The sequence below is a fragment of the Alteribacillus sp. JSM 102045 genome (assembly GCF_041949975.1).
Taxonomy (GTDB): Bacteria; Bacillota; Bacilli; order Bacillales; family Marinococcaceae; genus Alteribacillus.
In genome coordinates, this window is sequence record NZ_JBHFQG010000020.1 from 42,671 (window position 1) to 67,684 (window position 25,014).

A 25,014-nucleotide genomic window follows, 5' to 3' on the forward strand; every position below is an offset into this window, starting at 1 on the left:
TCATTCCGGGTCAGCCTCTTTTTATGTTTTGAAAAAGAAAGACACACGGTTGAATAATTTTAAAAGATAATGATATGATTATCGTTATGGATTAGGGAACGGGAGTGAAGAGTGATGAGTAAACGAGACTATTATGAAGTGCTTGGATTAGATGAAAATGCTTCGGTAGATGAAATAAAAAAAGCCTACAGAAAACTTGCCCGCAAATATCACCCAGATGTGAACAAGGAAGAAGGAGCAGAAGAAAAATTTAAAGAAGTTAAAGAAGCATATGATACCCTCAGCGATCCACAGAAAAAAGCAAATTATGACCAATTTGGTCATGCTGATCCAAACCAGGGATTTGGTGGTGCCGGCGGAGCTGGGGACTTTGGCGGTTTTGGCGATATTTTTGATATGTTTTTTGGAGGCGGACGCAGAGATCCGAATGCTCCGCGGCAGGGGTCTGACTTACAATATACAATGACTTTAACCTTTAAAGAAGCAGCTTTTGGGAAAGAAACTGAAATTGAAATCCCCCGCGAAGAAACTTGCAGCACTTGTAATGGGAGTGGAGCTAAGCCTGGTACTAAGCCTGAAACATGTACAAAATGCGGTGGAGCTGGCCAGCTTAATATCGAACAAAATACTCCATTCGGCCGAGTGGTTAACAGACGTGTGTGTGACCGCTGCCAAGGTTCAGGGAAGATGGTTAAGGAAAAATGCGGCACCTGTGGAGGCAATGGGAAAATCCGTAAAAATAAAAAAATCAGCATAAAAGTACCAGCAGGTGTAGATCATGGCCAGCAGATCCGGGTAGCTGGTCAAGGAGAACCCGGAGCAAATGGAGGTCCTCATGGTGATCTTTTTGTAGTGTTTAACGTAAAGCCCCATGAGTTCTTTGAGCGTGATGGAGACGATGTATACTGTGAAATGCCTCTGACTTTTGCACAGGCTGCACTTGGTGATGAAATAGAAGTTCCAACTCTTCGCAGTAAAGTGAAGCTGAAAATACCAGCTGGAACGCAAACGGGTACTAGTTTCAGGCTTCGCAGTAAGGGTATTCCTAATGTTCATGGCAGGGGACAAGGAGATCAGCACGTTAAAGTTAGAGTTATTACTCCTAAACAGCTTAACGAAAAACAAAAAGAGCTTATTCGTGAATTTTCAGAGCTTAGTGGTGATGAACAAGTAGATGAACAAAGCCACAATTTTTTTGAGAAGGTAAAGCGCGCTTTTAAAGGAGAATAAAGACGACACTCATTTAAAATGGGGCTGTCTAAAAAGGTTAGTTTAGGTCCTCTAGCAACCGGAATATACGAGACTCCAGCGGGAAAAGCGGTGTGTGAAGACCCCGCAGTGAGCTGTTTTTCCTCACGAGGAGGCTGAGCCGCCGCCCGCGGCAAAGAAGACACTACGAGAACGAGCAAAGAGAGTTGGAGTAGGTGTCGCACTTGTGCCCTGAGGGTGAAAGCGAGTATATTCCAGTTGCGGAACTGACTTATGGGACAGCTCCATCTAAATGAAAATTGGCAGTCGAGCGCACAGAAAATATTAGGGACAAGCGCACAAATAAGTCAGGCCCGCTATAATATTTGCGGGCTGGCCATAGCGCTTGTGCTTTTCTTATTGGAGCTGGTGTAGTAGTGAAGTGGATTGAATTTGGTGTCCATACGACACAGGAAGCTGTTGAACCGATTTCTAATATTTTACACGAAGCAGGTGCAAGTGGGGTAGTAATTGAAGACTCGGATGATCTTCAAAAGGACTGGCATGGAACAGAAGACGAAATTTTCGAGCTTTCTGCTGAGGATTATCCAGAAGAAGGTGTATTAGTTAAGGCATACTTTCCGATAAACAGTTTTGCAAAAGAAACTGCAGAAGGAGTAAAGCAATCGATTAATGATTTGCTGCTTCATAATATTGATATTGGAAGAAATGAAGTAACCTTAACAGAAGTGCATGAAGAAGATTGGGCAGAAGCATGGAAAAAGTATTATAAACCTGTAAAAGTCACACAGTCTTTAACCATCGCACCTAGCTGGGAAAATTATAAACCTGTGTCAAGTGATGAACACGTTATTGAATTGGATCCGGGCATGGCTTTTGGAACTGGAACACACCCATCTACAATTCTTTGTTTACAAGCTTTAGAACAAATTATTAAAGGCGGAGAATCAGTAATTGATGTAGGAACTGGCTCTGGAATTCTTTCTATAGCTGCGGCAAAATTTGGAGCAGAAAAAGTACATGCGCTGGATTTAGATTCCACAGCAGTAGAAAGTGCGCAGGCGAATGTTTCCTTTAACCGTACCGATCATATAATTGATGTGAAGCAAAATAATCTTCTAGATAGCACACATGAACCAGCAGATGTAATTGTTGCAAATATTCTTGCTGATATTATTATTCGTATGACAGAGGAAGCATATCACTTACTGAATGCTGGAGGATACTTTATTACTTCTGGTATAATTTCAGGTAAAAAGGAAGAGGTAAAAGAAAAGCTGCTTAAACATAATTTTGTTATTCAAGAAACCATTGAAATGGAAGATTGGGTAGCCTTTGTTGCTCAAAAAAACTAACATCAGCTGGAGTGGCATCCCTATGCAGAGGTATTTCGTGAAACCTGAAAATATGTCAGACTCTCATGTTTTGATTACCGGAGAAGATGTTAAACATATTACGAAGGTAATGAGATTGGACACAGGAGATAAAATTGTCTGCCTGAACAATCGAGGCAGGCAGGTACTGTGCAGTATTAATAAAGTTGAAAAAGATATAGTGAAAGCAGACATTTTGCAAGATATACAAGAGAATAATGAATTACCAGTAGAGGTTACAATTGCTCAAGCACTGATTAAAGGAGACAAGCTTGATTTTGTCATTCAAAAAGGAACAGAATTCGGTGCTGCAGCATTCTATCTCTTTTCGGCAGAGCGATCTGTTGTAAAATGGGATGGGAAAAAAATAAATAAAAAACTAGAACGTTTGGAAAAAATAGCGAAAGAAGCAGCAGAGCAATCAGGAAGGCTTATTATCCCTCCTATTAAATTTTTTCCTCGCTGGGAAGAAATGCTGCAAGAAAGCAGCTGTTTTGAGGCTAATGTTTTTTTATATGAAGAAAACGCAAAGAGAAACATGCATAGTGACCTGTCAAAAGTGATGGAATCTTTACCTGCCTCCATTATGGCGATAATTGGACCAGAAGGAGGAGTAAGTGAAGAGGAAGCTTCGGCTTATAAATACCAGCACTTTCTTAATGTCAGTTTAGGGCCCAGGATTTTACGAAGTGAATCTGCTTCGTTGTATCTTTTGGCTGCTCTATCCTATCAATATGAATTACTGAGGTGAATTGTCATGTCCACTGTCGCCTTTCATACACTTGGCTGTAAAGTCAACCATTATGAAACTGAAGCCATTTGGCAGCTCTTTAAGAAGGAAGGGTATGAAAAGACTGATTTTGAACAACGGGCAGATGTTTATGTTATTAATACATGCACTGTGACTAATACGGGAGATAAAAAAAGCCGGCAGGTTATTAGAAGAGCTATAAGAAAAAATCCAGAAGCTGTAATTTGTGTAACCGGCTGCTATGCTCAGACATCGCCGTCTGAAATCATGAATATACCCGGTGTAGATATAGTTGTCGGCACACAAGACCGTTCTAAAATGATTGGGTATATCAAACAATTTCAAAAAGAACGCCAGCCAATTAACGGCGTCGGAAATATAATGAAAACCAGGGTATATGAAGAGTTGGATGTCCCTAATTTTACGGATAGAACAAGAGCGTCCCTAAAGATACAAGAAGGCTGTAATAACTTCTGTACATTTTGTATTATACCGTGGGCAAGAGGACTGCTTCGCTCTAGAAAACCGGAAGATGTTCTCTCGCAGGCTAAACAGCTTGTAGAAGCTGGGTATAAAGAGATTGTTTTAACTGGTATTCATACGGGCGGGTATGGTGAAGATATGAAAAATTACAGCCTGTCTGATTTACTAAAAGAGTTAGAAGAAGTAGAGGGGCTAAAGCGCATCCGTATCTCATCCATTGAAGCCAGCCAAATAACAGATGAGGTTATAGAAGTTATCGGACAGTCGAAAAAAATTGTCAATCACCTGCATATCCCGCTTCAATCCGGTTCTAACGCGGTTCTCAAGAGAATGAGAAGAAAATACACTACTGAATTTTTTGCAGAGAGATTAGCCAACTTGAAAAAAGCACTCCCCGGTCTTGCTGTTACGTCTGATGTTATTGTTGGTTTTCCAGGGGAAAGTGAAGAAGAATTTAACGAAACCTATAAATTCATAGCTGAAAACAAATTCTCAGAGTTACATGTGTTTCCTTATTCAAAGCGAACAGGCACTCCAGCAGCTCGTATGGAGAACCAGGTGGAAGAGGAAGAAAAAAACCGAAGAGTCCATTCTTTAATTGAACTTTCCAATCAATTAGCTAAAGAATATGCCTCTTCATATGAGGGCAGCGTTCTTGATGTGATTCCAGAAGAAAAAGATAAAGAAACCGGATTGTTGACAGGGTATACTTCTAACTATATGAAAGTTAAATTTTCAGGAAATGAAGAGATGATTGGAAAAATAATTAAAGTAAAAGTAATTAAGTCTGGTTATCCTTTTAATATTGGTGAATTTGTTCGAGCAGCAGATGACCATGAAGAAATGGTATTAGCTTAGTATCCTATAGACAGAAAGGAATAAAAAAATTATGAATTCGTTAGCTCGTTTAATTGATCATACATTGCTAAAACCCGAATCAACTGTAGAGCAAATAATCAACCTTTCAAAAGAAGCAAAACAGTATGAGTTTGCTTCTGTTTGTGTTAACCCATCTATGGTGCCGGCCGCATTTGAAGTGTTAAAAGAAACCAATGTTAAAGTCTGCACAGTCATTGGTTTTCCTTTGGGAGCGACGATGCCCGAAGTGAAAGCTTTTGAAACGAAAAATGCCATTGCCAATGGAGCTTCTGAAATAGATATGGTATTAAACATAGGAGCTCTAAAGAGTGGCCAGGAAGAACAAGTAAGAGCTGATATAGAAGCGGTTGTACAAGCTGCAAAAGAAAAAGCTATTGTTAAAGTAATCATAGAAACAGTATTACTGACAGATGATGAAAAGGTAAATGCTTGTCAGTTAGCCGTGCAGGCTGGAGCTGATTTTGTCAAAACTTCTACAGGATTTGCAGGCGGTGGTGCCACTGTAGAAGATGTGAAGTTAATGAAAAATACTGTTGGTGAAAAAGCAAAAGTGAAAGCCAGCGGAGGCGTTCGTGATAAACAAACTGCACTTGCAATGGTAGAAGCAGGTGCGGAACGGATCGGCACGAGTTCTGGTGCATCTATTGTATCGGGCAAAGAGGGATCAGCCGATTATTAAACAGGTTTGTTAAATTAATAATTCACTCACCCCCTATATTATCAATGTTACATGAAAGGCTTATTGCTTTTTTTGTAGTTTTGTTTTATAATTTGTTAAAATAGCCAATATGTTTCTGTTAAATATGTTCTTTGCTGAGAGCAAAGGAGAGCTGTAAGTGTACAGGCAGTTTCTCATATTTTGATAGAGTATTGGCTGTATTGGTTGTTCGGAGGGAGGGAATCATATGGCTGAGACCCGGGTTCGCAAGAACGAGAATATTGATGCCGCTCTTCGCCGTTTCAAGCGCTCGCTTTCTAAAGAAGGAACTTTGGCAGAAGTTCGTAAACGTAAGCATTACGAAAAGCCGAGTGTGAAACGCAAGAAGAAGTCAGAAGCGGCTAGAAAACGAAAGTTCTAAGAGAGGATGCTTAACACTGGAACTCATGGATCGTTTAAATGAAGATATGAAAAGTGCTTTAAAAGCTAAAGAGAAAAAGCGGCTTTCTGTTATTCGCGGAGTTAAATCTTCCCTTCAAAATGAATCCATTAAATTTGGAAGACCTTTGAATGAAGAAGAAGCGATTAATGTGTTGAATCGCGAACAAAAACAACGGAAAGATTCCCTCCATGAGTTTAAGAAAGCAGGCAGAGAAGATTTAGCACAAGAAACAGAGGAAGAATTACGGATTCTCTCTGAATATTTGCCAAAACAGCTTACGGAAGATGAGCTTGAAAGTATTGTAAAAGAAATGATACAGGAAACTGGCGCTTCTTCAAAAAGCGATATGGGAAAAGTGATGTCTGCTATTATGCCAAAAGTAAAAGGCAAGGCAGATGGTGCAAAAGTTAATCAGCTTGTTCAAAAGCATTTGTCTTAATCAAGGAGCATCTCCTATCCGGAGGTGCTCTTTTTAGTTTTGATAAATTGCCCAATTATGGTAGAGATTCATAAAAATGATATAATAATTAATAATACCTAAGTTATTTTGAAACCTTTTATTAAACCGCTCGTATAATATATCGTCCCTGTCATAATCATTATCATTATGAATTTTAACTGCCTGCCTACATAGAGAATGAAACGCAAACAAAAAGCGAGGGAAGAGAATGTTCAAATATAATAAAATCATAGTCTTCCTGTTTTGTATCATTGTTTTCTTTTCAGGTTCTCAACCTGGGTATTCCCAATCTTCTTCGGAGGATTTAGTATATGTGATTCCAGTAGAACAGACAGTCGAACGAGGACTGGAAGCATTTCTCGAGCGATCTGTGAACGAAGCAGAAGAGGCAGGGGCTGACCATATAATTTTTGAAATTGATACTCCTGGCGGGGCAGTTGATGCAGCAGGCAATATCGCTTCGATTATAAGAAATGCCCCCGTATCTACTACTGCCTTCGTTACAGAAGAAGCTATGTCTGCTGGAGCTTTTATCGCATTAAATGCAGGCGAGATAGCGATGGCACCCGGCACAGAAATGGGAGCCGCACAGGTTATAGATGGATCAGGAAATGCAGCAGGTGATAAAGCTCAATCAGCTTGGATCGCCAATATGAAGGGAGCAGCCGAGTTAAATGGAAGAGATCCAGAATATGCTATAGCTATGGCTGATCCTTCTATTGACCTTGAAGAATACCGTGCTGGAGAAGGAAGTCTTTTATCGTTAACTGCTTCCGAAGCTCAAGAAGTAGGATACGCAGAATACATCGTGGAGGATAGAGAAGAATTACTTTCTGTGCTAGATTATGAAAATGCTGAGGTGCAAGAAGCGGATGTTACTATTGCCGAGCATATTGCACGCTTTGTTACTAATCCCATTATTATTCCAATTTTATTAAGTATAGGAAGCTTAGGTTTAATTCTTGAATTATATTCTCCTGGTTTTGGAATACCAGGTATTATGGGTGCTGGTTCTCTATTTTTATTTTTTTTCGGCCACGCGATTGCTGGTTTTGCAGGGGCTGAGTCGATAGTCCTGTTTGTGGCAGGCTTAGTTTTACTTCTTATAGAATTGTTTGTACCCGGCTTTGGAATCTTCGGAATCTTAGGTATAGGAGCCATTATTGGCAGCATGATACTAGCTTCTTTTTCAACATTAAATATAGTATTGTCTATTTTAATTGCAGCCGTTATATCTATAGCTGCAGCTGCAATTCTATTTACCATGTTTGGAAAAAGAGGTCCTATGAAACGATTAGTCCTTGAGGACTCGGTTAATACGGACGAAGGGTATATATCCAACATCAGCCGGGATGAGCTTATGGGAAAAACAGGAGAAACATTAACTCCTTTACGGCCTTCTGGGTCGATTATGGTGGGGGAGGAAAGGCTTGACGTTGTAACGGAAGGAGGATATATTGAACAAGGTGAGAATGTGAAAATAGTAGCTGTACGTGGATCAAGGATTATTGTACGAAAACTTTAGTCATAATTGAACGAGGAGGAATGGAAGTGGATATGTCTTTTGATTTGACATTAATTATTGTTTTGGTATTGGTTCTAATTGCCCTTGCCGTATTGTTTACTTTTGTACCGGTAATGTTGTGGATTTCTGCCCTTGCTGCCGGAGTAAAAATTGGGATTTTCCAGCTGGTCGGTATGAGGTTGAGAAGAGTTATTCCGGCCAGGGTTGTAAATCCGCTGATCAAGGCTGAAAAAGCAGGACTGGATATAGAGTTGAATAAACTAGAAGGCCATTATCTTGCAGGGGGAAATGTAGATAGGGTAGTTAACGCTCTTATAGCTGCTCAAAGAGCAAATATAGAGTTGACATTCGAACGCTGTGCAGCGATTGATTTGGCCGGAAGAGATGTGCTGGAAGCTGTACAGATGAGTGTAAACCCAAAAGTTATTGAAACACCTTTCATAGCAGGTGTGGCAATGGATGGAATAGAAGTAAAAGCCAAGGCTCGAATTACTGTTCGAGCTAATATCGACCGCCTTGTTGGGGGTGCAGGTGAAGATACAGTAATTGCAAGAGTTGGGGAAGGTATCGTTTCCACGATAGGTTCTTCCGCAGATCATAAGGCGGTGCTGGAAAATCCGGATATGATTTCACAAACTGTACTTAAAAAAGGACTCGATTCGGGTACGGCTTTTGAAATTTTGTCTATTGATATTGCAGATATCGATATCGGCAAGAATATTGGTGCAGGGCTGCAAACAGACCAAGCTGAAGCTGATAAGAAGATTGCTCAAGCTAAAGCAGAAGAACGCCGTGCAATGGCAGTCGCTCATGAACAAGAAATGAAAGCAAAAGTGGAAGAAATGCGTGCAAAAGTTGTGGAAGCGGAAGCTGAAGTTCCAATGGCTATGGCTGAAGCTCTTAAGTCCGGAAACTTGGGCGTTATGGATTATATGAATATCCAAAATGTAAGTGCTGATACAGATATGAGAGAATCAATTGGTAAGGAAACAAATAATGATGATGGTTATAATAACCCAGGATCATCGCGAAACACTTAAAATCAGCTTGTGAGTATAGGGGGTGTAACCCTTGCAGGCAATCATTGAACTGTTACTGAGCAACATTTTTATCATTGTTCTTTTAATTGGAGGACTTATTTCTGTTTTTAATCGAAACAAGCAGCAAGAAGAAACGAACAGGAGAACGAGACAGGGTGGCGAAAATAAGAAAGAAGTGGATTGGAAAACGATCTTTCAACAAGAAAGTGATAAAAGAGACAATCCACAGAGACGTCCGACAAAGCCTGTTCCAGAAGCTGATGCAGAATTAGTCAGACCAGAAAAAAATAATACTACAGAAACAAATAAACAGCTTGATCAATATCAGGAACGCTTAGAGCAATTGAGAAGTAAACAAAAAGCAGCAGAAGAAAAAATGAAAAAAATAGAAAATTCTCCTGTATTTGAAGAAGCAATCGGGGAGGCCCATGCTGGCTCCGATAAAACAGCGTCCTCTCGTTCTCAATTTGTCTCGATAACTCGAAAGGAAGCAATCAATGGGATAATTTGGGCCGAAATTTTAGGAGAACCTAAAGCCCGCCGTCCTCAAATAAATAATTTACAGCGCCAATATCGTAAAAGAAGCTGAGCCATTATGGTTCAGCTTCTTTTAATGGTGATACATAATCTACCTCTGTCATATGAATAAAACAGAGGGGGGCATGTGGATGTTCAACCGCTGGAAGCAATCCGCTAAACATTGGGTAACTGGAAAAATGAACCTGCCAGAAGACGTACTATTGGACGTGCCTCGTCTTACGATGATTGGCCAGCTTCATTTACATGTAGAAAATCACCGGGGGGTTCTCCATTTCTCCAAAGAGTTGGTACGGTTGAAACTTTCTTATGGAGAACTCTTTATTAAAGGGGAAGGCTTTGTAATAAAAACTATTCTTCCAGACGAATTGTTATTAGAAGGAACAATTGAAGAGGTTCGTTATTTAAATGGAAGAGAAACGGGAGGAGCACATGAATAAACACCATGGACCTTCTGATATTTATATCAAATTAACAGGAGATTACACAGAAGCTGTTGTAAATCAGTGTTTAAGAGAAGAGGTAATCATAAAAAATATTACGAAGACTGACAATAAAAGTATGGAATGTTTTATATCCTCTTCTCAGCTATCATTTGTAGAACGAATTGCGGAAGATAATAACTGCGAGGTTACAGTATTAAAAACTTCTCTCACTGAAAGATACGCTATTGTTATGAAAAAAAGAGCAGGATTTATTGCTGGGATGCTTTTATTCATTACCTTTTTAATATTGTTATCGCAAATGGTTTGGAAAATTGAAATCCAAGGAGCAGAGCCAGTTTTAGAACTTGAAATTCAAAAGAACCTTAAAGAGATTGGACTGACTACAGGTACATTTGAATTTTCTCTTCCTTCACCAGAAGAGATTCAAAAAGAAATTCTTGATAAAACAGAGGATGCTACATGGATTGGTGTGGAAAAAAGAGGGACAACCTACCATTTTGAAGTCGTGGAGCAAACGCTTCCAGAAAAAAAGCCAGCCCCTGCTCCGCAGCACATTGTGGCAAAGAAAACAGCAGTGATAGATAAAGTCTATGCAGAAAAAGGACAGGTCTTAGTAAAGGAAAATCAGCTTGTACACGAGGGAGAGATCTTAATATCAGGCTTTATTGGGAAAGATAAGCATGCAAGAACCGTAGCAGCGGAAGGCGAAGTTTTAGGGGAAACGTGGTACAAGGTTTCAGTTGAAGTTCCAATAAATCCGAAAGTTGATACCTTAACGGGCCAAACTGAAAAGAAATACTTTTTGAATTTGTTTGGTTATGAGCTTCCTGTTTGGGGTTTTTCAGCAGAAGAGACATTTGAAATTTACAAAAAAAGTGAGAAAAAATACGATTTGCAGGTGAAAGGATGGGAATTTCCTATTACATGGAGCGTCGTAACATTTCAAGAGAGCAACGTCATCAATCAGTCCTCCAATAATAAAGATGCACTTCAGCAAGCAAAGATTGCAGCAGATAATAAAATAAAAAATCAGCTGGGCGGAGAAGCTGTTATTAAAGAGGGAAAAATTTTGCACGAGGAGTCTCAGAATGGTAAAGTAAAATTAGTTATTCATTACCAAGTTATAGAAGACATTACATCGGAAGCGCCGATCATCCAAGGAGAATGAGAAGATTGACAGAAAAGCAAGTTATTTCACTTGATGTGAAAGATACCAATGAGATACAAATGCTGTTCGGTCCTAATGATGTCCACTTACAGCGTATGGAAGAGAAGCTCGATGTCTCCATTATTACTAGAGGAGAATCATTAATTGTTACTGGCTCGGAAACTAGTGCATTTCTTATAAAAGAAGTTCTTCATGTATTAATAAAAATGCTGAGGAATGGAATGAAGCTGTCTGAGCGAGATATTATATATGCCATACAGTTAGCTCAAGAAGGAAAGCTTGATCAGCTGGAAGATTTATATCAAGAAACGATTGCTGTCAACACTAAAGGTAAACCAATTGTAGTAAAAACACTTGGACAAAAAGAATATATTGATACAATTCGAAAGAAGGATCTCATTTTTGGAATCGGACCAGCCGGTACCGGGAAAACATATTTGGCAGTGATAATGGCTGTAAACGCATTAAAAGATGGTAAAGTAAAACGCATTGTTCTGACTCGTCCTGCAGTCGAGGCTGGCGAAAGCCTTGGATTTTTACCAGGTGATTTGAAGGAAAAAGTAGATCCTTATTTAAGACCTTTATATGATGCCCTTCATGATATTTTTGGAGTGGAGCATACAGCAAGGTTGATGGAGAGAGGCACAATTGAGGTTGCGCCTTTGGCTTATATGCGCGGCCGTACGTTAGAAGATGCTTTTGTCATTTTAGATGAAGCTCAAAATACAACAAAGGAACAAATTAAAATGTTTTTAACCCGTCTTGGCTTTGGATCAAAAATGGTAGTAAACGGAGACCTTACTCAAATTGACTTACCAAAGGGCCAGCAGTCAGGTTTAAAAGCAGCTGTGCAAATATTAAAATCCATTCAAAACATCGGCTTTGTGTATCTTCAGCCAACAGATGTGGTTAGACATACACTCGTTCAGCAAATACTAGATGCATATGAAGAGGCGGAACCCTCACGATTCTCCAGACAGTCTAACCAGAGTAAAAGAACGGAAGCATGAATTAGGAGGATAGCAATGGAGATTGTTATAGACCTTATTGATGAAACGGAATCAATGTCAAAAAAAGAAATATCCTGGCTGCGAGATATTCTACAAAGCGCTTGTGAAAAAGAACAAGTACAGGAAGGCTCCGAACTTTCTGTTACAATTGTAGATAATGAACAGATTCATTCAATTAACCAACAATACCGGGGTGTCGATAGACCTACAGATGTTATTTCATTTGCTTTAAATGAGGACGAAGAAATAGCTGATAACACCGAAGTGCCGAATTTACTTGGCGACATTGTGATAAGTATTGAAAAAGCAAAAGAACAAGCTGAAAATTATGGACACAGTTTAGAAAGGGAACTCGGATTTTTGGCAGTACATGGATTGCTGCATCTGCTGGGCTATACTCATGATACCGCAGAAGCAGAGAAAGAAATGTTCAGCCGTCAAGAATCTATATTGAGTGATTATGGTCTTAAAAGATAAAGGAAAAAAAGGATGGAGACGCTTTTTTCGTTCTTTTAAGTATGCTTCTCGTGGAATAGTTCATGTATTATGTCGTGAGCAAAATATGCAATTGCACACCGCTGCTGCAGTTCTTGTGGCAGTTATTGCTTTTGTGTTGCAAATCCCCCTGACTCATTGGATGATTTTAATACTCGTTATAGGCGGAGTGTTTTCTTTAGAAATTATGAATACTGCCATCGAAAGAACCGTGGATTTGGTGACAGACGAATATCATCCATTAGCAAAGCTGGCAAAAGACATTTCTGCGGCAGCTGTTTTTGTATTCAGCATTGCTGCGGTAATCATCGGCATTTTAATTTTTTACGAGCCTGTTTTGTCCATTTTTACGAATGAATAATAGAAGGAGATACGAATAATGGTTACGGAAAAAGACTTGCTTAAGGAAGCCATTGAGGCTAGAAATCAGGCTTATGTTCCTTATTCTAACTTCCCTGTTGGAGCAGCGGCGGTTAATGGAAATAATAAAGTTTTTAGCGGGTGCAATATTGAAAATGCCTCTTATGGTTTGACAAACTGTGCTGAACGCACTGCTGTTTTTAAAGCGGTAAGTGAGGGCCATCTAGATTTAAAAGCCATAGCCGTTGTTGCAGATACAGACGGCCCTGTATCTCCCTGCGGTGCATGCAGACAAGTGATAATTGAATTTTTACCGCCAGATGGCAAAGTCATTTTAGGAAATTTAAAAGGCGACACTAAGGTTACAACTGCAGCAGAACTATTACCTGGAGCCTTTTTAGCGGAGGATTTTCAAGATGAATAAAGAGTTTAAATCAGGTTTTGCCGCATTAATAGGCAGGCCAAATGCAGGAAAATCAACTTTGTTGAATCATGTTATTGGTGAAAAAATAGCGATTATGAGCGATAAGCCTCAAACGACCAGGAACAAAATACAAGGGGTGTACACAACATCTGATTCTCAAATTGTGTTTATAGATACGCCAGGTATTCATAAGCCCAAACACAAATTAGGAGACTTTATGGTTCAAACGGCAGTACAAGCCTTGCAAGAAGTCGATATTATTTTATTTCTTGTAGACGCTGCAGAAAAATATGGACCCGGTGAAGAATTTATTATAAACAAATTAAAAGGCACCTCCACTCCAGTGTTTTTAGTTATAAATAAAGTGGACCAAATTCATCCTGATAAACTGCTTGAAAAAATTGAGCAATATCGTCAGCTGGCTGATTTCGCAGAAATTATACCTATATCAGCGCTGCACGGTAATAACGTTGAAACTCTTCTTAAACAGATTACCCAATATTTGGAAGAAGGCCCTCAGTATTATCCTGAAGACCAGATAACAGATCATCCAGAACGTTTTGTCGTTAGTGAACTTATTCGAGAAAAAGTACTGCATTTAACCACAGATGAAATACCTCACTCTATCGCGGTAACAGTTGAACAAATTAAAGAAAGAGAAGGCGGAGCTGTTTATATTTCAGCCGTTATAATTGTTGAACGTTCGTCGCAGAAGGGAATAATTATTGGGAAACAAGGGCGGATGTTAAAGGAAATTGGGCAGCGTGCTAGACAGGATATTGAAACTCTGTTAGGGTCAAAAGTATTTCTCGATTTATGGGTTAAAGTCCAAAAAGACTGGAGAAATAGCCAATATCAGCTTAATGAACATGGATATAAAGAGGATGAATATTAATCGTTGTACATTTCTGCAGGGAAAAATTACAGGTCATTCTTTTTAAAAATTTAGCCATTCTAAGAAGTGACAGCAATTATGCTGGAAGAAAGGGTGGCTTACAATGTTTGAAGACCGAGAGTTTTCCTGGAAATATTTTTTCATGACAGGAAATATTAACGCTTATCTTTTAACAAAAGAATTACAACAGGATCAGTATACTGAATCTGAAGAAGAAGTCTACACTTCTCTGGAGGATGAAATGGAATAGATGTACGGTCCCTGTTAAGGAATGGAAGCCATGCTCGAAAAAGCGGAAGGAATCGTTCTTCGCACTATTGCTTACGGAGAAACAAATTTAATATTAAGATTATATACACGTGAAGCTGGAAAAATTTCTGTTATGGCACGTGGAGCTAAGAAACCAAAAAACAGATTGTCAGCTGCAGCTCAGCCATTTGTCTATGGAATGTATTTGTATTACAAAGCATCAGGAATGAGTACACTTAACCAGGGAGATAGTATAGACTCTTTTCGTCTCATACGAAACGATATTGTAAAAACGTCATATGCTTCTTATATGGCTGAGATGCTCGATAAATTAACTGAGGAAAAAGAAAGAAATCCTTATTTATTTGAATTATTTTTGCAGCTGCTGCAAAAAATGAATGACGATAACGACCCGGAGGTTCTTACTAGAATCTTTGAAACAAAAATGACTGCTCAAGCTGGTATAAAACCTGAGCTTGACAGATGTGTTTGGTGTAAAAGAACCGAGGGTACATTTAGTTTTTCTGTTAAAGAAGCAGGGTTTTTATGTGAAGTCTGTAAAACAATAGATGAGTACAGACTGGATATTCAGCCAAAAACAGTGCAGCTGTTAAGAACTTTTTTTTACATGGATATACAGCGGCTGGGGGAAATATCATTAAAAAAGAAAACAAAAGACGAAATAAAACAAGTGTTAGACACTTACTATAATGAATATTCCGGAGTAACATTAAAATCTAAACGGTTTTTAGAACAGATGGAAAAATGGGACTTATAAGTGGAAAGCTTGACAGTAAGGTATGAATTAAGTATGATGCTTATACATTCAAATAGTGTGCGTGGAAGGAAAGTAGTAGTTGCCCAATGTTTATGAAGCGAGCACAGGATGGTGGAAGCTGTGTTAAACAAGGTAATGAAGGCGTTCTGGAGCAGATATGATCAGAAAGCGGCTTAGCAGTTTTTACTAAGCAAATAGGGTGGAACCGCGGGCATCCCGTCCCTATACCAAACTTACTGGTATAGGGGCGGGATTTTTTTCTTACACTGTTTTTACACCTTTAGCTTTTTATAAATAAGGAGGAGTATGATGAACGTTCAAGACATGATTTTGACGTTACAGAACTTTTGGTCAAGACAAAACTGTTTAATTATGCAAGCTTATGATGTAGAAAAAGGAGCAGGAACCATGAATCCGATGACATTTTTAAGAAGTATCGGACCAGAACCATGGAATGTTGCTTATGTAGAACCTTCAAGGCGTCCTGCTGATGGCAGGTATGGTGAAAACCCCAACCGGCTTTATCAGCACCATCAATTTCAAGTAATTATGAAACCTTCCCCTTCTAACATTCAGGAGTTGTATTTGGAAAGTTTAAAAGAACTTGGTATTAATCCAATGGAACATGATATTCGTTTTGTAGAAGATAATTGGGAAGCTCCTACTTTAAGTGCCTGGGGACTTGGCTGGGAAGTGTGGCTTGACGGCATGGAAATAACTCAATTTACCTATTTCCAGCAAGTTGGCGGGGTGGATGCTGACCCGGTAGCAGTAGAAATTACATACGGTATAGAACGGCTTGCTTCCTATATTCAAGATAAAGAAAACGTTTTTGATCTTATTTGGGTAGATGATTTTACTTATGGGGATGTGTTTGAACAGCCTGAGTACGAACATTCTAAATATACCTTTGAAGTAGCAGACCATACCATGCTTTTTGAGGAGTTCAACACTTACGAAAAAGAAGCAGAAAGAGCAATTGCTGAAAATCTTGTTTTTCCTGCTTACGACTATGTTCTTAAATGCTCTCATGTATTTAATTTGCTTGATGCCGGTGGAGCTATATCTGTGACGGAAAGAACCGGATATATTGGACGAGTTAGAAAACTGGCTAGAAAGTGTGCTGCTGCTTATTACGAGGAAAGAGAACGCCTTGGTTTTCCAATGCTTAATAAGAAGGAGGGTGAAACTTATGAGCAATAATTTTTTACTAGAAATCGGGCTTGAAGAAATGCCTGCACGTTTTGTTACAGATGCTATGGAACAGTTAAAGACTAAGCTGAAAGTGTGGATGGAAGAAAACCGTCTTTCATACCAATCTATTGAAGCCTTTTCAACGCCTCGGCGTCTAGCTGTACGTATAAATGAATTGGCGGATAAACAAGACGATATTACAGAGGAAGCGAAAGGGCCTTCTAAAAAAATAGCATTAGATGACAGCGGAGAATGGACAAAGGCTGCTATTGGTTTTGCAAAAGGTCAGAAAGTAGAAATGGAGTCTCTTTATTTTAAAGAATTAAAAGGAACAGAATATGTTTTTACCAAAAAAGAAGTACAGGGGAAAAAGACTTCGGAACTGCTTTTAGATGTAAAAACTATTATTACCAGCTTAAATTTTCCTAAGAACATGCGCTGGGGTTCTTATTCATTAAAGTATGTTCGTCCTATACATTCGATTGTTGCTTTATTTGGAGAAGATATCATCCCATTTGAAATTACTGATGTTAAAAGCGGACGAAAAACCTTCGGGCACAGATTTTTAGGGAATGAAGTTGATCTTTTTGATACGAAGGACTATGAAGAAGAATTGTTCAAACAATTCGTGGTTGTGCGTCCTGAAGAAAGAAAAAAAGCGATTCGAGGCCAAATAGAATCTATAGCGAAAGAACAAGACTGGTTCATTCCTGTCGAAGAAGGTTTATTAGAAGAAGTAAATAACCTTGTAGAGTATCCAACAGCTTTGTACGGTTCATTTGATAAAGAATTTCTTGATATACCTGATGAAGTATTAATTACTTCTATGCGTGAACATCAACGCTATTTTCCGGTGGAAGATAAATCAGGAAATTTACTTCCTTATTTTATAGCTGTTAGAAATGGCAGCAATGAATATTTAAACAATGTTCAAAAGGGAAACGAAAAGGTGTTAAGAGCCCGCTTGTCAGATGCGAATTTCTTTTATCAGGAAGATCAGAAATTACACCCGGAGGAAGCGGCTGCTAAATTAGATCATATTGTTTTTCAAGAAGAGTTAGGAACAATTGGAGATAAAATTCGCCGGCTTCAGCAGATTGCTCCGTCTTTTGGCGAAATGCTTAGATTAGAAAATGAAAATCTCAATATTATCGAACGCGCTGCTGCTCTAGCAAAATTTGATCTAGTGACCTTGATGGTGGATGAATTCTCAGAACTTCAAGGAATTATGGGTGAGAAATACGCCTTAATGGCAGGTGAAAAACCGGAAGTAGCGGCAGCTATTAAGGAACATTACCAGCCAAGACATGCAGGGGATCAAGTGCCTGCTTCAAGTGCCGGTGCTGTTCTTGGACTGGCAGAAAAGCTGGATACTATAACAGCTTGCTTTGGAATTGGAATGATACCTACTGGTTCTCAAGATCCTTACGGATTAAGAAGACAAGCAGCAGGTGCTGCCCAAATATTATTAGAACACAATTTTTCTGTACGGTTAGAAGAGTTAATTAATGAAACAATAAAAGTTCTTGAAAAATCAGGAGTGCTTAAGCGACCTGGTAAAGAAGTCCGCCAGGATATTTTGTCGTTTTTCGGTTTGCGATTGAAAAATATTCTGGCGGAACGCTCCATCCGCTACGATGTTGCTGATGCTGTGTTAGAAGAAACAGGCGGCCAGGTAGCAGTCCTTGTTAAAAAAGCAGATTTTCTGCAGACGAAGCTTCACGATGAAGAGTTCAAAGATACTGTAGAAGCTTTAAGCAGGGTAACGAATATTGCTCGAAAAGCAGATAAAATACATGACGACGTTAATACAAATTTATTAGACGAAGCTCAAGAAAAAGAACTATACGAAGCATATCAAAAACTGAGAGAGGAACTGCCAATCCAGCTTGCAGGTGCAAATGTGGAAAAAGCGTTTCAGTTACTGGTTGACATAAAAACAACCATTCACGATTATTTTGATCATGTGATGGTGATGAGTGAAGACAACGAATTAAAAGAAAATCGCCTTACACAAATGCATAAATTGTCTTCTGAGATTCATCGCTTCGCTAACTTTCAGCATATCGTATTTTCATCCTGATAAGTGATACCGATAGTCATGCATTGGACAGTACGATATAATGAGGAAAAGAAAATGAAAAGGCTCTTCTGACTTCTTAAAAGACAGCACATTTATATAGAGAGGACATTAGGTACGGCAAGAAAATGTCAGGAGAGAGTCTTAAGGCGGTGATGACAATCGAACTTACAGGGAGACAAGAAGAAATCTTAGGTATTGTAAAAGATAGCGGCCCGATCACCGGAGAGCAAATTGCAGAGAAATTATCTTTAACAAGAGCCACTCTTAGACCAGATCTGGCTATTTTGACAATGGCAGGATTTTTAGATGCCAGGCCGAGAGTTGGATATTTTTATACAGGTAAAACCGGTTCTCAGCTTTTAACAGAAAAAGTAAAAAAACTGACCGTTCAGGATTATCAATCCATACCGGTTGTAGTAAATGAATCCAGTTCTGTATATGATGCTATTTGTTCCATGTTTTTAGAAGACGTTGGAACATTATTCGTTGTTAATGAACATGCTTTTCTTGTTGGTGTTTTATCCAGAAAAGATTTACTGCGGGCAAGTATCGGAAAACAAGACTTAGAGACAATGCCTGTAAGTATTATTATGACTCGCATGCCAAATATAACTGTATGTGAAAAAGATGATCTTGTTATAGAAGTTGCGAATAAATTAATTGAAAAACAAATAGATGCTCTTCCCGTGGTAAAGGAAGCCGGGGAAAGCAATCTTGAAGTGATAGGCAGGGTAACAAAAACAAACATGACAAAAGTACTTGTAGATCTATCACATGATCAGCTGCTATAAAAGTAAATGACCTGGAGGAGGAAGGGGATGGCGAACATGAACAGCCAACGTCCAATCGTATATGTTGTATCAGATTCGGTTGGAGAAACTGCGGAATTAGTAGTGAAAGCCGCTGCTAGTCAATTTGGTGAGCAAGGAATGGAAATTCGCCGAATTCCTTATGTAGAAGATGAAAATACAATTGATGAAGTAATAGACTTGGCAAAAGAGGTGAAAGCCTTAATTGCATTCACTCTCGTAATACCTGAAAAAAATAAATATCTTTTGGAAAAAGCCAAAGCAGCAGGAGTAGAAACAGTGGACATTATAGGGCCGATGCTGAATAAAATGGTTAATGTTACAGGCAGGGAACCAAAGTATGAACCAGGTTTAGTGTATCGACTCGACGAAGATTACTTTAGAAAAGTAGAAGCGATTGAATTTGCAGTAAAATACGATGATGGAAGAGACCCTCGTGGTATAATAAGAGCTGATATTGTACTGGTAGGTGTTTCAAGAACATCAAAAACTCCTCTATCTCAATATTTAGCACATAAACGGCTGAAAGTGGCAAATGTCCCCCTCGTCCCTGAAGTAGAACCGCCGGAAGAATTATTTAAAATATCACCAAAGAAATGTATAGGTCTTCGAATTAGTCCGGAAAAATTAAATGATATCCGGACTGAACGATTAAGAGCTCTTGGTTTAAAAGCAGAAGCGAATTATGCAAAACTAGACAGGATTAAAGAAGAACTGGAATACTCAGAAAAAATAATGGAAAAGATCGGCTGTACCGTTATTGATGTTTCGAATAAAGCAGTAGAAGAAACAGCCAATTTAATATCGAATATGTTTCAAAAACGTTAGTGAGAAAGCTGCTCGATCAAAGAGCAGCTTTCTCTGGTTATTTTTCTAAAAATAGTTTATAATGAAATGTTGTGTGTAAAAATAATATAGATTATTAGAAAATAGAAATCATCGAAAACAGAAGGAATTTGTTTTTTGTTGTCGAATTAAGAAGGGACGATCGGTTATAGCTATTTACACGGATGCAGATGCTTGTCCGGTCAAAGAAGAAATTGATGCTTTGGCTAAAACTTTTCAGATTCATTCATTTTTTGTTTTTACTTTTGCACATATTACTCATAAAAACTATTTTTCCAAAAGTATCACGCTAGATGCAGATCCGGAAGCGGTAGATCTTTATATTTTAAATCATATAAAGTCTAACGATATCGTAGTTACTCAGGATAATGGATTAGCTGCCGTCGTGCTGCAGAAAGGAGCAAAGGTTCTTTCTCCAAGGGGACACCTATATAAAGAGGAAGATATTGACTTCCTTCTGATTAATCGCTATGAAGGGATTCAAATGAAAAGAGGAAAAGCCCAACCTAAAAGCATTCCGCCATTTAAAAAGGAAGATAAAAACAGGTTTACTAATTCTTTAAAAGAATTAATTGAAAATGACCATTAACATTGTCATTACTTAAAAGCGAGGGTGATCAGCACTTGGCACAGTATATACCAGATGAAACCGTTGCTGAAGTTCGTAAATCCCTTGATATCGTAGAAATCATTAGTGAATACATTCAATTAAAAAAGCAAAGCAAGCATTATATGGGATTGTGCCCTTTTCATGGAGAAAAAACCCCTTCCTTTTCTGTCTCGCCAGACCGTCAGCTTTATCATTGTTTTGGATGTGGAGCAGGCGGGAATGTGATTACATTTGTTATGGAGATCGAGAAAATTGGTTTTGTCGAAGCTATTGGAAAGCTGGCCTCTAAAACAGGAATACCTATACCAGAATCCGGTTATTCTAAATCGGAACAAGCAAGATCTTCAGCACAGGCTAAAAAAAAAGAGGGGCATGAACTTGCAGCTAGATTTTATCATCACCTTCTCATGAATACGGAGCAAGGTAAAGATGCATTTGATTATTTGCTTCAACGCGGATTTTCTGCTGAGGTGATGGAACGTTTTCAATTAGGCTATTCCCCGAATCAGCCAAATGTGTTAAAGGGACTGCTAGAAAAAAGAAATTTTAATCTCCAGGAGATGGAGGATGCAGGTCTCCTTATCCGTCAAGAATCTAACTGGGAATTAAAAGACAGGTTTAGAAATAGAATAATGTTTCCTATTCAAGATGTACAAGGACAAACTGTAGGTTTTGGAGGCAGGGTGCTTGGGAAAGGTGAACCAAAGTACTTAAACAGCCCCGAATCCGCTATTTTCCGAAAAAATGAAACATTATACGGTATGCATTTGGCAAGACCGGAAATTCGCAAATTGAATACAGCAGTATTATTTGAAGGATATGCTGATGTTATTGCAGCTAATAAAGCTGGTATTAACAATGCTATTGCTGTCTTAGGAACTTCTTTGACAGAAAGGCAGGCAAAAATTTTACGTAGAAATACAGAACGTATTATTATCTGCTTTGATGGCGATAATGCGGGACAAGAAGCTGCAAAGAGATCAGCAGAAATTCTCGAACAGCAGGGATTAGTTGTACAAGTTGCTCTGATGCCTGATAAGACCGACCCTGATGACTACATTAAAAATTCTGGACCAGCACGCTTTAAATCTGAGGTAATTGATGCAGCCGTTCCTTTAATGAATTTTAAAATGCAGCTGTTAAAAAGAAATAAAAACCTCCAGGATGAAGGAGAAAAACTACAATATATAGAAGAAGTATTAAAAGAAGTCACGTACCTTTCAAAAGCAGTAGAACGGGATTTTTATTTAAGACAGCTGGCTGACGAATTTTCATTGTCGCTTGATGCTTTAAAACAGGAACAGTACCGAATTTATAAAGAATCTAAACGCTTTTTTAATAATAATAGAAAAGATTCAGCGTTTGGTAATCGAACGAATCGGTGGGGCTTAGAAACTTATAAAAGTCAGCAGCTCTTACCAGCCTTTCAAAATGCGGAAAGAATCCTGCTTGCTCATATGATGCGTAACAAAGAAATATGTATGGAAGTACAGGAAAGAATAGGCGGGGATTTTAATATTGAACACCATATTGCAATCGCTGCTTATCTTTATGCTTATTATGGTGAGGGATATGACCCAGACCCAGGAGATTTTATTAATCAATTAAAAGATACCGAATTAATTAAGAAGGCTTCTGAGATCGCAATGCTTGACATAAATGAACACTTGTCAGAAAATGAATTGGTTGATTACATTAGTCAGATTAAGAATTACCCAAAATGGGTAGAAATAGAAGAAAAAGAACAAAAAATGAAAGAGGCAGAAAAAAAACAAGATATACAGCTGGCTGTAAAATTAGCCACTGAATTAGTTGACATGAAAAAAGCTTTAAAAAAATAAACTCGTTAAGAAAGTTTATAATTGATTCACTCTAATGTATTGGGTGCGAAAAGAAAACGTACCCTTTTCCTTTGAAGAATGAAAAGTTTCTCCACTTTATTTAGGATAGATTTATTTCAAAGTGATGTGCCGTGAAGAATGGAAGGAGGGGATCGAATGGCTGAGAAACCGATACGCCCATTGGCTGAAGGTGAAATGTCTATCGATCAAGTCAAAGAACAATTACTCGAGACCGGAAAAAAACGGGGGGTTTTATCCTACGCGGAAATAACAGAAAAACTTGCTCCATATGATCAAGATTCAGAACAGATGGACGAGTTTTTTGAATACTTGGGAGAACAGGGAATCGATTTACTAAATGAAGGAGAAGAAGTACCAAGTATGGAGCAGGTGGAAAAAGAAGAAGAAGAGCTTGATCTTAATGATTTAAGTGTGCCGCCTGGAATTAAAATTAACGACCCAGTCCGAATGTATTTAAAAGAAATCGGAAGAGTTCCTCTCTTATCTGCTGAAGAAGAAATCACTTACGCGAAGCAGATTGAAGAAGGAGATGAAGAAGCAAAGCGCCGCTTAGCTGAGGCAAACCTGCGGCTGGTTGTATCTATTGCAAAAAGATACGTGGGAAGAGGAATGCTGTTTTTGGACTTAATTCAAGAAGGAAACATGGGCCTTATAAAAGCAGTTGAAAAATTTGATTATAATAAAGGGTATAAGTTCAGTACCTATGCTACGTGGTGGATCCGCCAAGCAATAACAAGAGCTATTGCCGACCAGGCTCGTACCATTCGTATTCCTGTTCATATGGTTGAAACAATTAATAAATTAATTCGAGTGCAGCGCCAGCTGCTTCAAGACTTAGGTCGTGAACCAACACCAGAAGAAGTATCTAAAGAAATGGATTTAACGCCTGATAAAGTTAGAGAAATCCTTAAAATAGCTCAAGAACCAGTTTCATTGGAGACACCAATAGGGGAAGAAGATGATTCCCATCTCGGTGACTTTATTGAAGACCAGGAAGCGTTAGCTCCTTCTGATGCAGCAGCTTATGAATTATTAAAAGAACAGCTTGAAGACGTGTTGGATACACTTACAGATAGAGAAGAAAATGTTCTGCGTCTTCGCTTTGGACTGGATGACGGAAGAACCCGGACGCTTGAGGAAGTGGGAAAAGTGTTCGGGGTGACAAGAGAACGTATTCGTCAAATTGAAGCAAAAGCTTTACGTAAATTACGTCATCCAAGCCGGAGTAAACGATTAAAAGATTTTCTTGATTAAACAGGAAGTGCGGATTGTCTCCAGAATAAATTATGGGGGCAATCCTTTTTACACTTTTACCACCTTTTGACTGCAGCAGGGGAGAAATAGAATGACTAAAGAAAGAAAAGATATTATTATTAAAGAAATTAAATATTGGAAAACCAATAATTTGCTGCCGCCAGAATATTGTAATTTTCTTTTAATGCTTTATTCAGAAGGTGAAGAATTAGAAGAAGAGCCTGCAGGGCAGTCTTACAAACAAAATTTTTTATTATTAGTAATATTGCTTTTAGGTCTAGGAGCTTTAGGATTAACATTTATTGTTATTTATTTTACTTCTTTCTCGCTGCAAGTGCAAACGCTAACAAATCTTTTTTTTGCTTTTAATGGTGTGTTTTTTAGCGAATTACATAAAAAATAAGGATGCTATCTTGTATCATATTATTGTATCAATAGGGGCTTTAATTGTTTTCTTAATGACTACATCTGCAGTTATGTATATGGAAGAAAATAATTTTTTGTTAACTGTTACTATTTTTATAAATTGTTTTGTCTGGTTATCGGCAGGTTTGTACTGGAAGCTCTCTTATTTAAAATGGTCAGGAGCAGCTGGTATTGTTTTGGCTGTTATCTATTATTTATCCCTATAAATTTCAAGCATAAGTGAACAGGAAGTGACAAAAACTACAAAAGTCCGCTTTTTACCTTTTCTAATTACTTATAATACAGTAAAATATAAAAGGAATGCGGATTCATATCGCCATTATTAGATTTACATAGGAAAAAGGGGGAAAGAGCGTGAAAAATAAACCGCTGATTCCATTCTTTTTAACCGCGGTTGCTGGTTTATTATTAATGCTTGGTTTATCCCTTGTCGGGGTGAACCAGCAGGCAGGTGATGAGAATGGAGAGGGAGAAGAACAAGATCCGGTAGAATACGGAGAAGAATTAGTTAATGAAAATTGTATTTCCTGTCACGGAGATAATCTCGAAGGTCAGGGCGATTACCCTGCTATTAACAATGCAGGTGAGAATTATTCCGCTGAAGAAATAGCTGAAATTGCACAAAATGGTATTGGAGAGATGCCTGGCGGTATTGCTAATGCGGAAGAATCAGAAGCGATTGCAGAGTATTTAATGTCGCTGTCTGAAGAATAAGGAAAGAAAGAGGAGGGAGCACTTTAGGGCTGCC

General features: G+C 38.6%; 29 protein-coding genes. All 29 read left to right on the forward strand.

Annotated features, from left to right (window positions below; all coding sequences use genetic code 11):
- Nucleotides 1-114: 114 nt before the first annotated feature.
- The 29 genes from dnaJ (at nucleotide 115) to ACE1TI_RS13965 (ending at nucleotide 24,980) form a co-directional block, all read left to right on the forward strand.
- Nucleotides 115-1,230 (forward strand): molecular chaperone DnaJ, encoded by a 1,116-nt coding sequence (dnaJ, locus tag ACE1TI_RS13825; protein WP_375008166.1) that lies wholly within the window; start codon nucleotides 115-117, stop codon nucleotides 1,228-1,230.
- A gap of 395 nt (nucleotides 1,231-1,625) precedes the next feature.
- Nucleotides 1,626-2,564, forward strand: coding sequence for a 50S ribosomal protein L11 methyltransferase (prmA, locus tag ACE1TI_RS13830; RefSeq protein WP_375008167.1), 939 nt, complete (start codon nucleotides 1,626-1,628; stop codon nucleotides 2,562-2,564).
- A gap of 22 nt (nucleotides 2,565-2,586) precedes the next feature.
- Nucleotides 2,587-3,333 carry a 16S rRNA (uracil(1498)-N(3))-methyltransferase gene (locus ACE1TI_RS13835; protein ID WP_375008168.1) on the forward strand — a complete coding sequence of 249 codons (747 nt, stop codon included), beginning with the start codon at nucleotides 2,587-2,589 and terminating at the stop codon, nucleotides 3,331-3,333.
- Nucleotides 3,334-3,339: 6 nt separating this feature from the next.
- Nucleotides 3,340-4,674, forward strand: a complete 1,335-nt coding sequence (gene mtaB / locus ACE1TI_RS13840; protein WP_375008169.1) for a tRNA (N(6)-L-threonylcarbamoyladenosine(37)-C(2))-methylthiotransferase MtaB — start codon at nucleotides 3,340-3,342, stop codon at nucleotides 4,672-4,674.
- Nucleotides 4,675-4,705: 31 nt separating this feature from the next.
- On the forward strand, nucleotides 4,706-5,374 hold the full coding sequence (gene deoC, locus ACE1TI_RS13845) for a deoxyribose-phosphate aldolase (protein WP_375008170.1): 669 nt from the start codon (nucleotides 4,706-4,708) through the stop codon (nucleotides 5,372-5,374).
- A 226-nt stretch (nucleotides 5,375-5,600) separates the two neighbouring features.
- Nucleotides 5,601-5,774 carry a 30S ribosomal protein S21 gene (gene rpsU, locus ACE1TI_RS13850; RefSeq protein WP_375008171.1) on the forward strand — a complete coding sequence of 58 codons (174 nt, stop codon included), beginning with the start codon at nucleotides 5,601-5,603 and terminating at the stop codon, nucleotides 5,772-5,774.
- 16 nt (nucleotides 5,775-5,790) lie between these two features.
- Nucleotides 5,791-6,234, forward strand: coding sequence for a GatB/YqeY domain-containing protein (locus tag ACE1TI_RS13855; protein ID WP_375008198.1), 444 nt, complete (start codon nucleotides 5,791-5,793; stop codon nucleotides 6,232-6,234).
- A gap of 334 nt (nucleotides 6,235-6,568) precedes the next feature.
- Nucleotides 6,569-7,780, forward strand: coding sequence for an NfeD family protein (locus ACE1TI_RS13860; protein ID WP_375008172.1), 1,212 nt, complete (start codon nucleotides 6,569-6,571; stop codon nucleotides 7,778-7,780).
- Nucleotides 7,781-7,812: 32 nt separating this feature from the next.
- A complete protein-coding gene (floA, locus tag ACE1TI_RS13865; protein ID WP_375008199.1) occupies nucleotides 7,813-8,820 on the forward strand; it encodes a flotillin-like protein FloA in 1,008 nt (335 codons plus the stop codon).
- Nucleotides 8,821-8,851: 31 nt separating this feature from the next.
- Nucleotides 8,852-9,409, forward strand: a complete 558-nt coding sequence (locus tag ACE1TI_RS13870) for a hypothetical protein (RefSeq protein ID WP_375008173.1) — start codon at nucleotides 8,852-8,854, stop codon at nucleotides 9,407-9,409.
- A gap of 79 nt (nucleotides 9,410-9,488) precedes the next feature.
- Nucleotides 9,489-9,797 (forward strand): sporulation protein YqfC, encoded by a 309-nt coding sequence (yqfC, locus tag ACE1TI_RS13875; protein WP_375008174.1) that lies wholly within the window; start codon nucleotides 9,489-9,491, stop codon nucleotides 9,795-9,797.
- Entirely contained in the window at nucleotides 9,790-10,971 is a 1,182-nt protein-coding gene (yqfD, locus tag ACE1TI_RS13880) for a sporulation protein YqfD (RefSeq protein WP_375008175.1), read from the forward strand. Before yqfC ends, yqfD begins: the two co-directional genes overlap by 8 nt.
- A gap of 5 nt (nucleotides 10,972-10,976) precedes the next feature.
- Nucleotides 10,977-11,981 (forward strand): PhoH family protein, encoded by a 1,005-nt coding sequence (locus ACE1TI_RS13885; protein WP_375008176.1) that lies wholly within the window; start codon nucleotides 10,977-10,979, stop codon nucleotides 11,979-11,981.
- 15 nt (nucleotides 11,982-11,996) lie between these two features.
- Complete coding sequence (gene ybeY / locus ACE1TI_RS13890; protein WP_375008177.1) at nucleotides 11,997-12,458, forward strand: rRNA maturation RNase YbeY; 462 nt, start codon at nucleotides 11,997-11,999, stop codon at nucleotides 12,456-12,458.
- Complete coding sequence (locus ACE1TI_RS13895) at nucleotides 12,442-12,837, forward strand: diacylglycerol kinase family protein (RefSeq protein ID WP_375008200.1); 396 nt, start codon at nucleotides 12,442-12,444, stop codon at nucleotides 12,835-12,837. Before ybeY ends, ACE1TI_RS13895 begins: the two co-directional genes overlap by 17 nt.
- 18 nt (nucleotides 12,838-12,855) lie before the next feature.
- Entirely contained in the window at nucleotides 12,856-13,260 is a 405-nt protein-coding gene (locus tag ACE1TI_RS13900; RefSeq protein WP_375008178.1) for a cytidine deaminase, read from the forward strand.
- Nucleotides 13,253-14,155 carry a GTPase Era gene (gene era, locus ACE1TI_RS13905; RefSeq protein WP_375008179.1) on the forward strand — a complete coding sequence of 301 codons (903 nt, stop codon included), beginning with the start codon at nucleotides 13,253-13,255 and terminating at the stop codon, nucleotides 14,153-14,155. The genes ACE1TI_RS13900 and era overlap by 8 nt, the downstream gene beginning before the upstream one ends.
- Before the next feature lie 103 nt (nucleotides 14,156-14,258).
- Nucleotides 14,259-14,405 (forward strand): YqzL family protein, encoded by a 147-nt coding sequence (locus ACE1TI_RS13910; RefSeq protein ID WP_375008180.1) that lies wholly within the window; start codon nucleotides 14,259-14,261, stop codon nucleotides 14,403-14,405.
- A gap of 30 nt (nucleotides 14,406-14,435) precedes the next feature.
- A complete protein-coding gene (recO, locus tag ACE1TI_RS13915) occupies nucleotides 14,436-15,182 on the forward strand; it encodes a DNA repair protein RecO (RefSeq protein ID WP_375008181.1) in 747 nt (248 codons plus the stop codon).
- 309 nt (nucleotides 15,183-15,491) lie between these two features.
- Entirely contained in the window at nucleotides 15,492-16,385 is an 894-nt protein-coding gene (gene glyQ, locus ACE1TI_RS13920; RefSeq protein WP_375008182.1) for a glycine--tRNA ligase subunit alpha, read from the forward strand.
- Nucleotides 16,375-18,459, forward strand: coding sequence for a glycine--tRNA ligase subunit beta (glyS, locus tag ACE1TI_RS13925; RefSeq protein WP_375008183.1), 2,085 nt, complete (start codon nucleotides 16,375-16,377; stop codon nucleotides 18,457-18,459). The genes glyQ and glyS overlap by 11 nt, the downstream gene beginning before the upstream one ends.
- A 152-nt stretch (nucleotides 18,460-18,611) precedes the next feature.
- On the forward strand, nucleotides 18,612-19,250 hold the full coding sequence (gene ccpN / locus ACE1TI_RS13930; RefSeq protein WP_375008201.1) for a transcriptional regulator CcpN: 639 nt from the start codon (nucleotides 18,612-18,614) through the stop codon (nucleotides 19,248-19,250).
- A 36-nt stretch (nucleotides 19,251-19,286) separates the two neighbouring features.
- Complete coding sequence (locus ACE1TI_RS13935) at nucleotides 19,287-20,096, forward strand: pyruvate, water dikinase regulatory protein (RefSeq protein ID WP_375008202.1); 810 nt, start codon at nucleotides 19,287-19,289, stop codon at nucleotides 20,094-20,096.
- A gap of 220 nt (nucleotides 20,097-20,316) precedes the next feature.
- The gene (locus ACE1TI_RS13940) at nucleotides 20,317-20,703 is read left to right on the forward strand and encodes a DUF188 domain-containing protein (protein WP_375008184.1); all 387 of its coding nucleotides are present in this window, start codon (nucleotides 20,317-20,319) and stop codon (nucleotides 20,701-20,703) included.
- 35 nt (nucleotides 20,704-20,738) lie between these two features.
- Complete coding sequence (gene dnaG / locus ACE1TI_RS13945; protein WP_375008185.1) at nucleotides 20,739-22,565, forward strand: DNA primase; 1,827 nt, start codon at nucleotides 20,739-20,741, stop codon at nucleotides 22,563-22,565.
- Between the two features lie 156 nt (nucleotides 22,566-22,721).
- Nucleotides 22,722-23,840, forward strand: a complete 1,119-nt coding sequence (gene rpoD / locus ACE1TI_RS13950) for an RNA polymerase sigma factor RpoD (RefSeq protein WP_375008186.1) — start codon at nucleotides 22,722-22,724, stop codon at nucleotides 23,838-23,840.
- 91 nt (nucleotides 23,841-23,931) lie between these two features.
- A complete protein-coding gene (locus tag ACE1TI_RS13955; protein ID WP_375008187.1) occupies nucleotides 23,932-24,243 on the forward strand; it encodes a hypothetical protein in 312 nt (103 codons plus the stop codon).
- Nucleotides 24,244-24,253: 10 nt separating this feature from the next.
- Nucleotides 24,254-24,472, forward strand: a complete 219-nt coding sequence (locus ACE1TI_RS13960) for a hypothetical protein (RefSeq protein ID WP_375008188.1) — start codon at nucleotides 24,254-24,256, stop codon at nucleotides 24,470-24,472.
- 148 nt (nucleotides 24,473-24,620) lie between these two features.
- On the forward strand, nucleotides 24,621-24,980 hold the full coding sequence (locus tag ACE1TI_RS13965; protein ID WP_375008189.1) for a c-type cytochrome: 360 nt from the start codon (nucleotides 24,621-24,623) through the stop codon (nucleotides 24,978-24,980).
- Nucleotides 24,981-25,014: the final 34 nt, after the last annotated feature.

Bases quoted from the DNA above. Each gene is read 5' to 3' on its own strand.
- floA (WP_375008199.1), top strand. From the start codon at position 7,813: ATGTCTTTTGATTTGACATTAATTATTGTTTTGGTATTGGTTCTAATT.
- mtaB (WP_375008169.1), top strand. From the start codon at position 3,340: ATGTCCACTGTCGCCTTTCATACACTTGGCTGTAAAGTCAACCATTAT.
- ACE1TI_RS13935 (WP_375008202.1), top strand. From the start codon at position 19,287: ATGAACAGCCAACGTCCAATCGTATATGTTGTATCAGATTCGGTTGGA.
- ACE1TI_RS13895 (WP_375008200.1), top strand. From the start codon at position 12,442: ATGGTCTTAAAAGATAAAGGAAAAAAAGGATGGAGACGCTTTTTTCGT.
- dnaJ (WP_375008166.1), top strand. From the start codon at position 115: ATGAGTAAACGAGACTATTATGAAGTGCTTGGATTAGATGAAAATGCT.
- ACE1TI_RS13910 (WP_375008180.1), top strand. From the start codon at position 14,259: ATGTTTGAAGACCGAGAGTTTTCCTGGAAATATTTTTTCATGACAGGA.
- ccpN (WP_375008201.1), top strand. From the start codon at position 18,612: ATGACAATCGAACTTACAGGGAGACAAGAAGAAATCTTAGGTATTGTA.
- yqfC (WP_375008174.1), top strand. From the start codon at position 9,489: ATGTTCAACCGCTGGAAGCAATCCGCTAAACATTGGGTAACTGGAAAA.
- ACE1TI_RS13955 (WP_375008187.1), top strand. From the start codon at position 23,932: ATGACTAAAGAAAGAAAAGATATTATTATTAAAGAAATTAAATATTGG.
- rpoD (WP_375008186.1), top strand. From the start codon at position 22,722: ATGGCTGAGAAACCGATACGCCCATTGGCTGAAGGTGAAATGTCTATC.
- ACE1TI_RS13835 (WP_375008168.1), top strand. From the start codon at position 2,587: ATGCAGAGGTATTTCGTGAAACCTGAAAATATGTCAGACTCTCATGTT.
- rpsU (WP_375008171.1), top strand. From the start codon at position 5,601: ATGGCTGAGACCCGGGTTCGCAAGAACGAGAATATTGATGCCGCTCTT.
- ybeY (WP_375008177.1), top strand. From the start codon at position 11,997: ATGGAGATTGTTATAGACCTTATTGATGAAACGGAATCAATGTCAAAA.
- deoC (WP_375008170.1), top strand. From the start codon at position 4,706: ATGAATTCGTTAGCTCGTTTAATTGATCATACATTGCTAAAACCCGAA.
- yqfD (WP_375008175.1), top strand. From the start codon at position 9,790: ATGAATAAACACCATGGACCTTCTGATATTTATATCAAATTAACAGGA.
- glyS (WP_375008183.1), top strand. From the start codon at position 16,375: ATGAGCAATAATTTTTTACTAGAAATCGGGCTTGAAGAAATGCCTGCA.
- recO (WP_375008181.1), top strand. From the start codon at position 14,436: ATGCTCGAAAAAGCGGAAGGAATCGTTCTTCGCACTATTGCTTACGGA.
- glyQ (WP_375008182.1), top strand. From the start codon at position 15,492: ATGAACGTTCAAGACATGATTTTGACGTTACAGAACTTTTGGTCAAGA.
- era (WP_375008179.1), top strand. From the start codon at position 13,253: ATGAATAAAGAGTTTAAATCAGGTTTTGCCGCATTAATAGGCAGGCCA.
- ACE1TI_RS13900 (WP_375008178.1), top strand. From the start codon at position 12,856: ATGGTTACGGAAAAAGACTTGCTTAAGGAAGCCATTGAGGCTAGAAAT.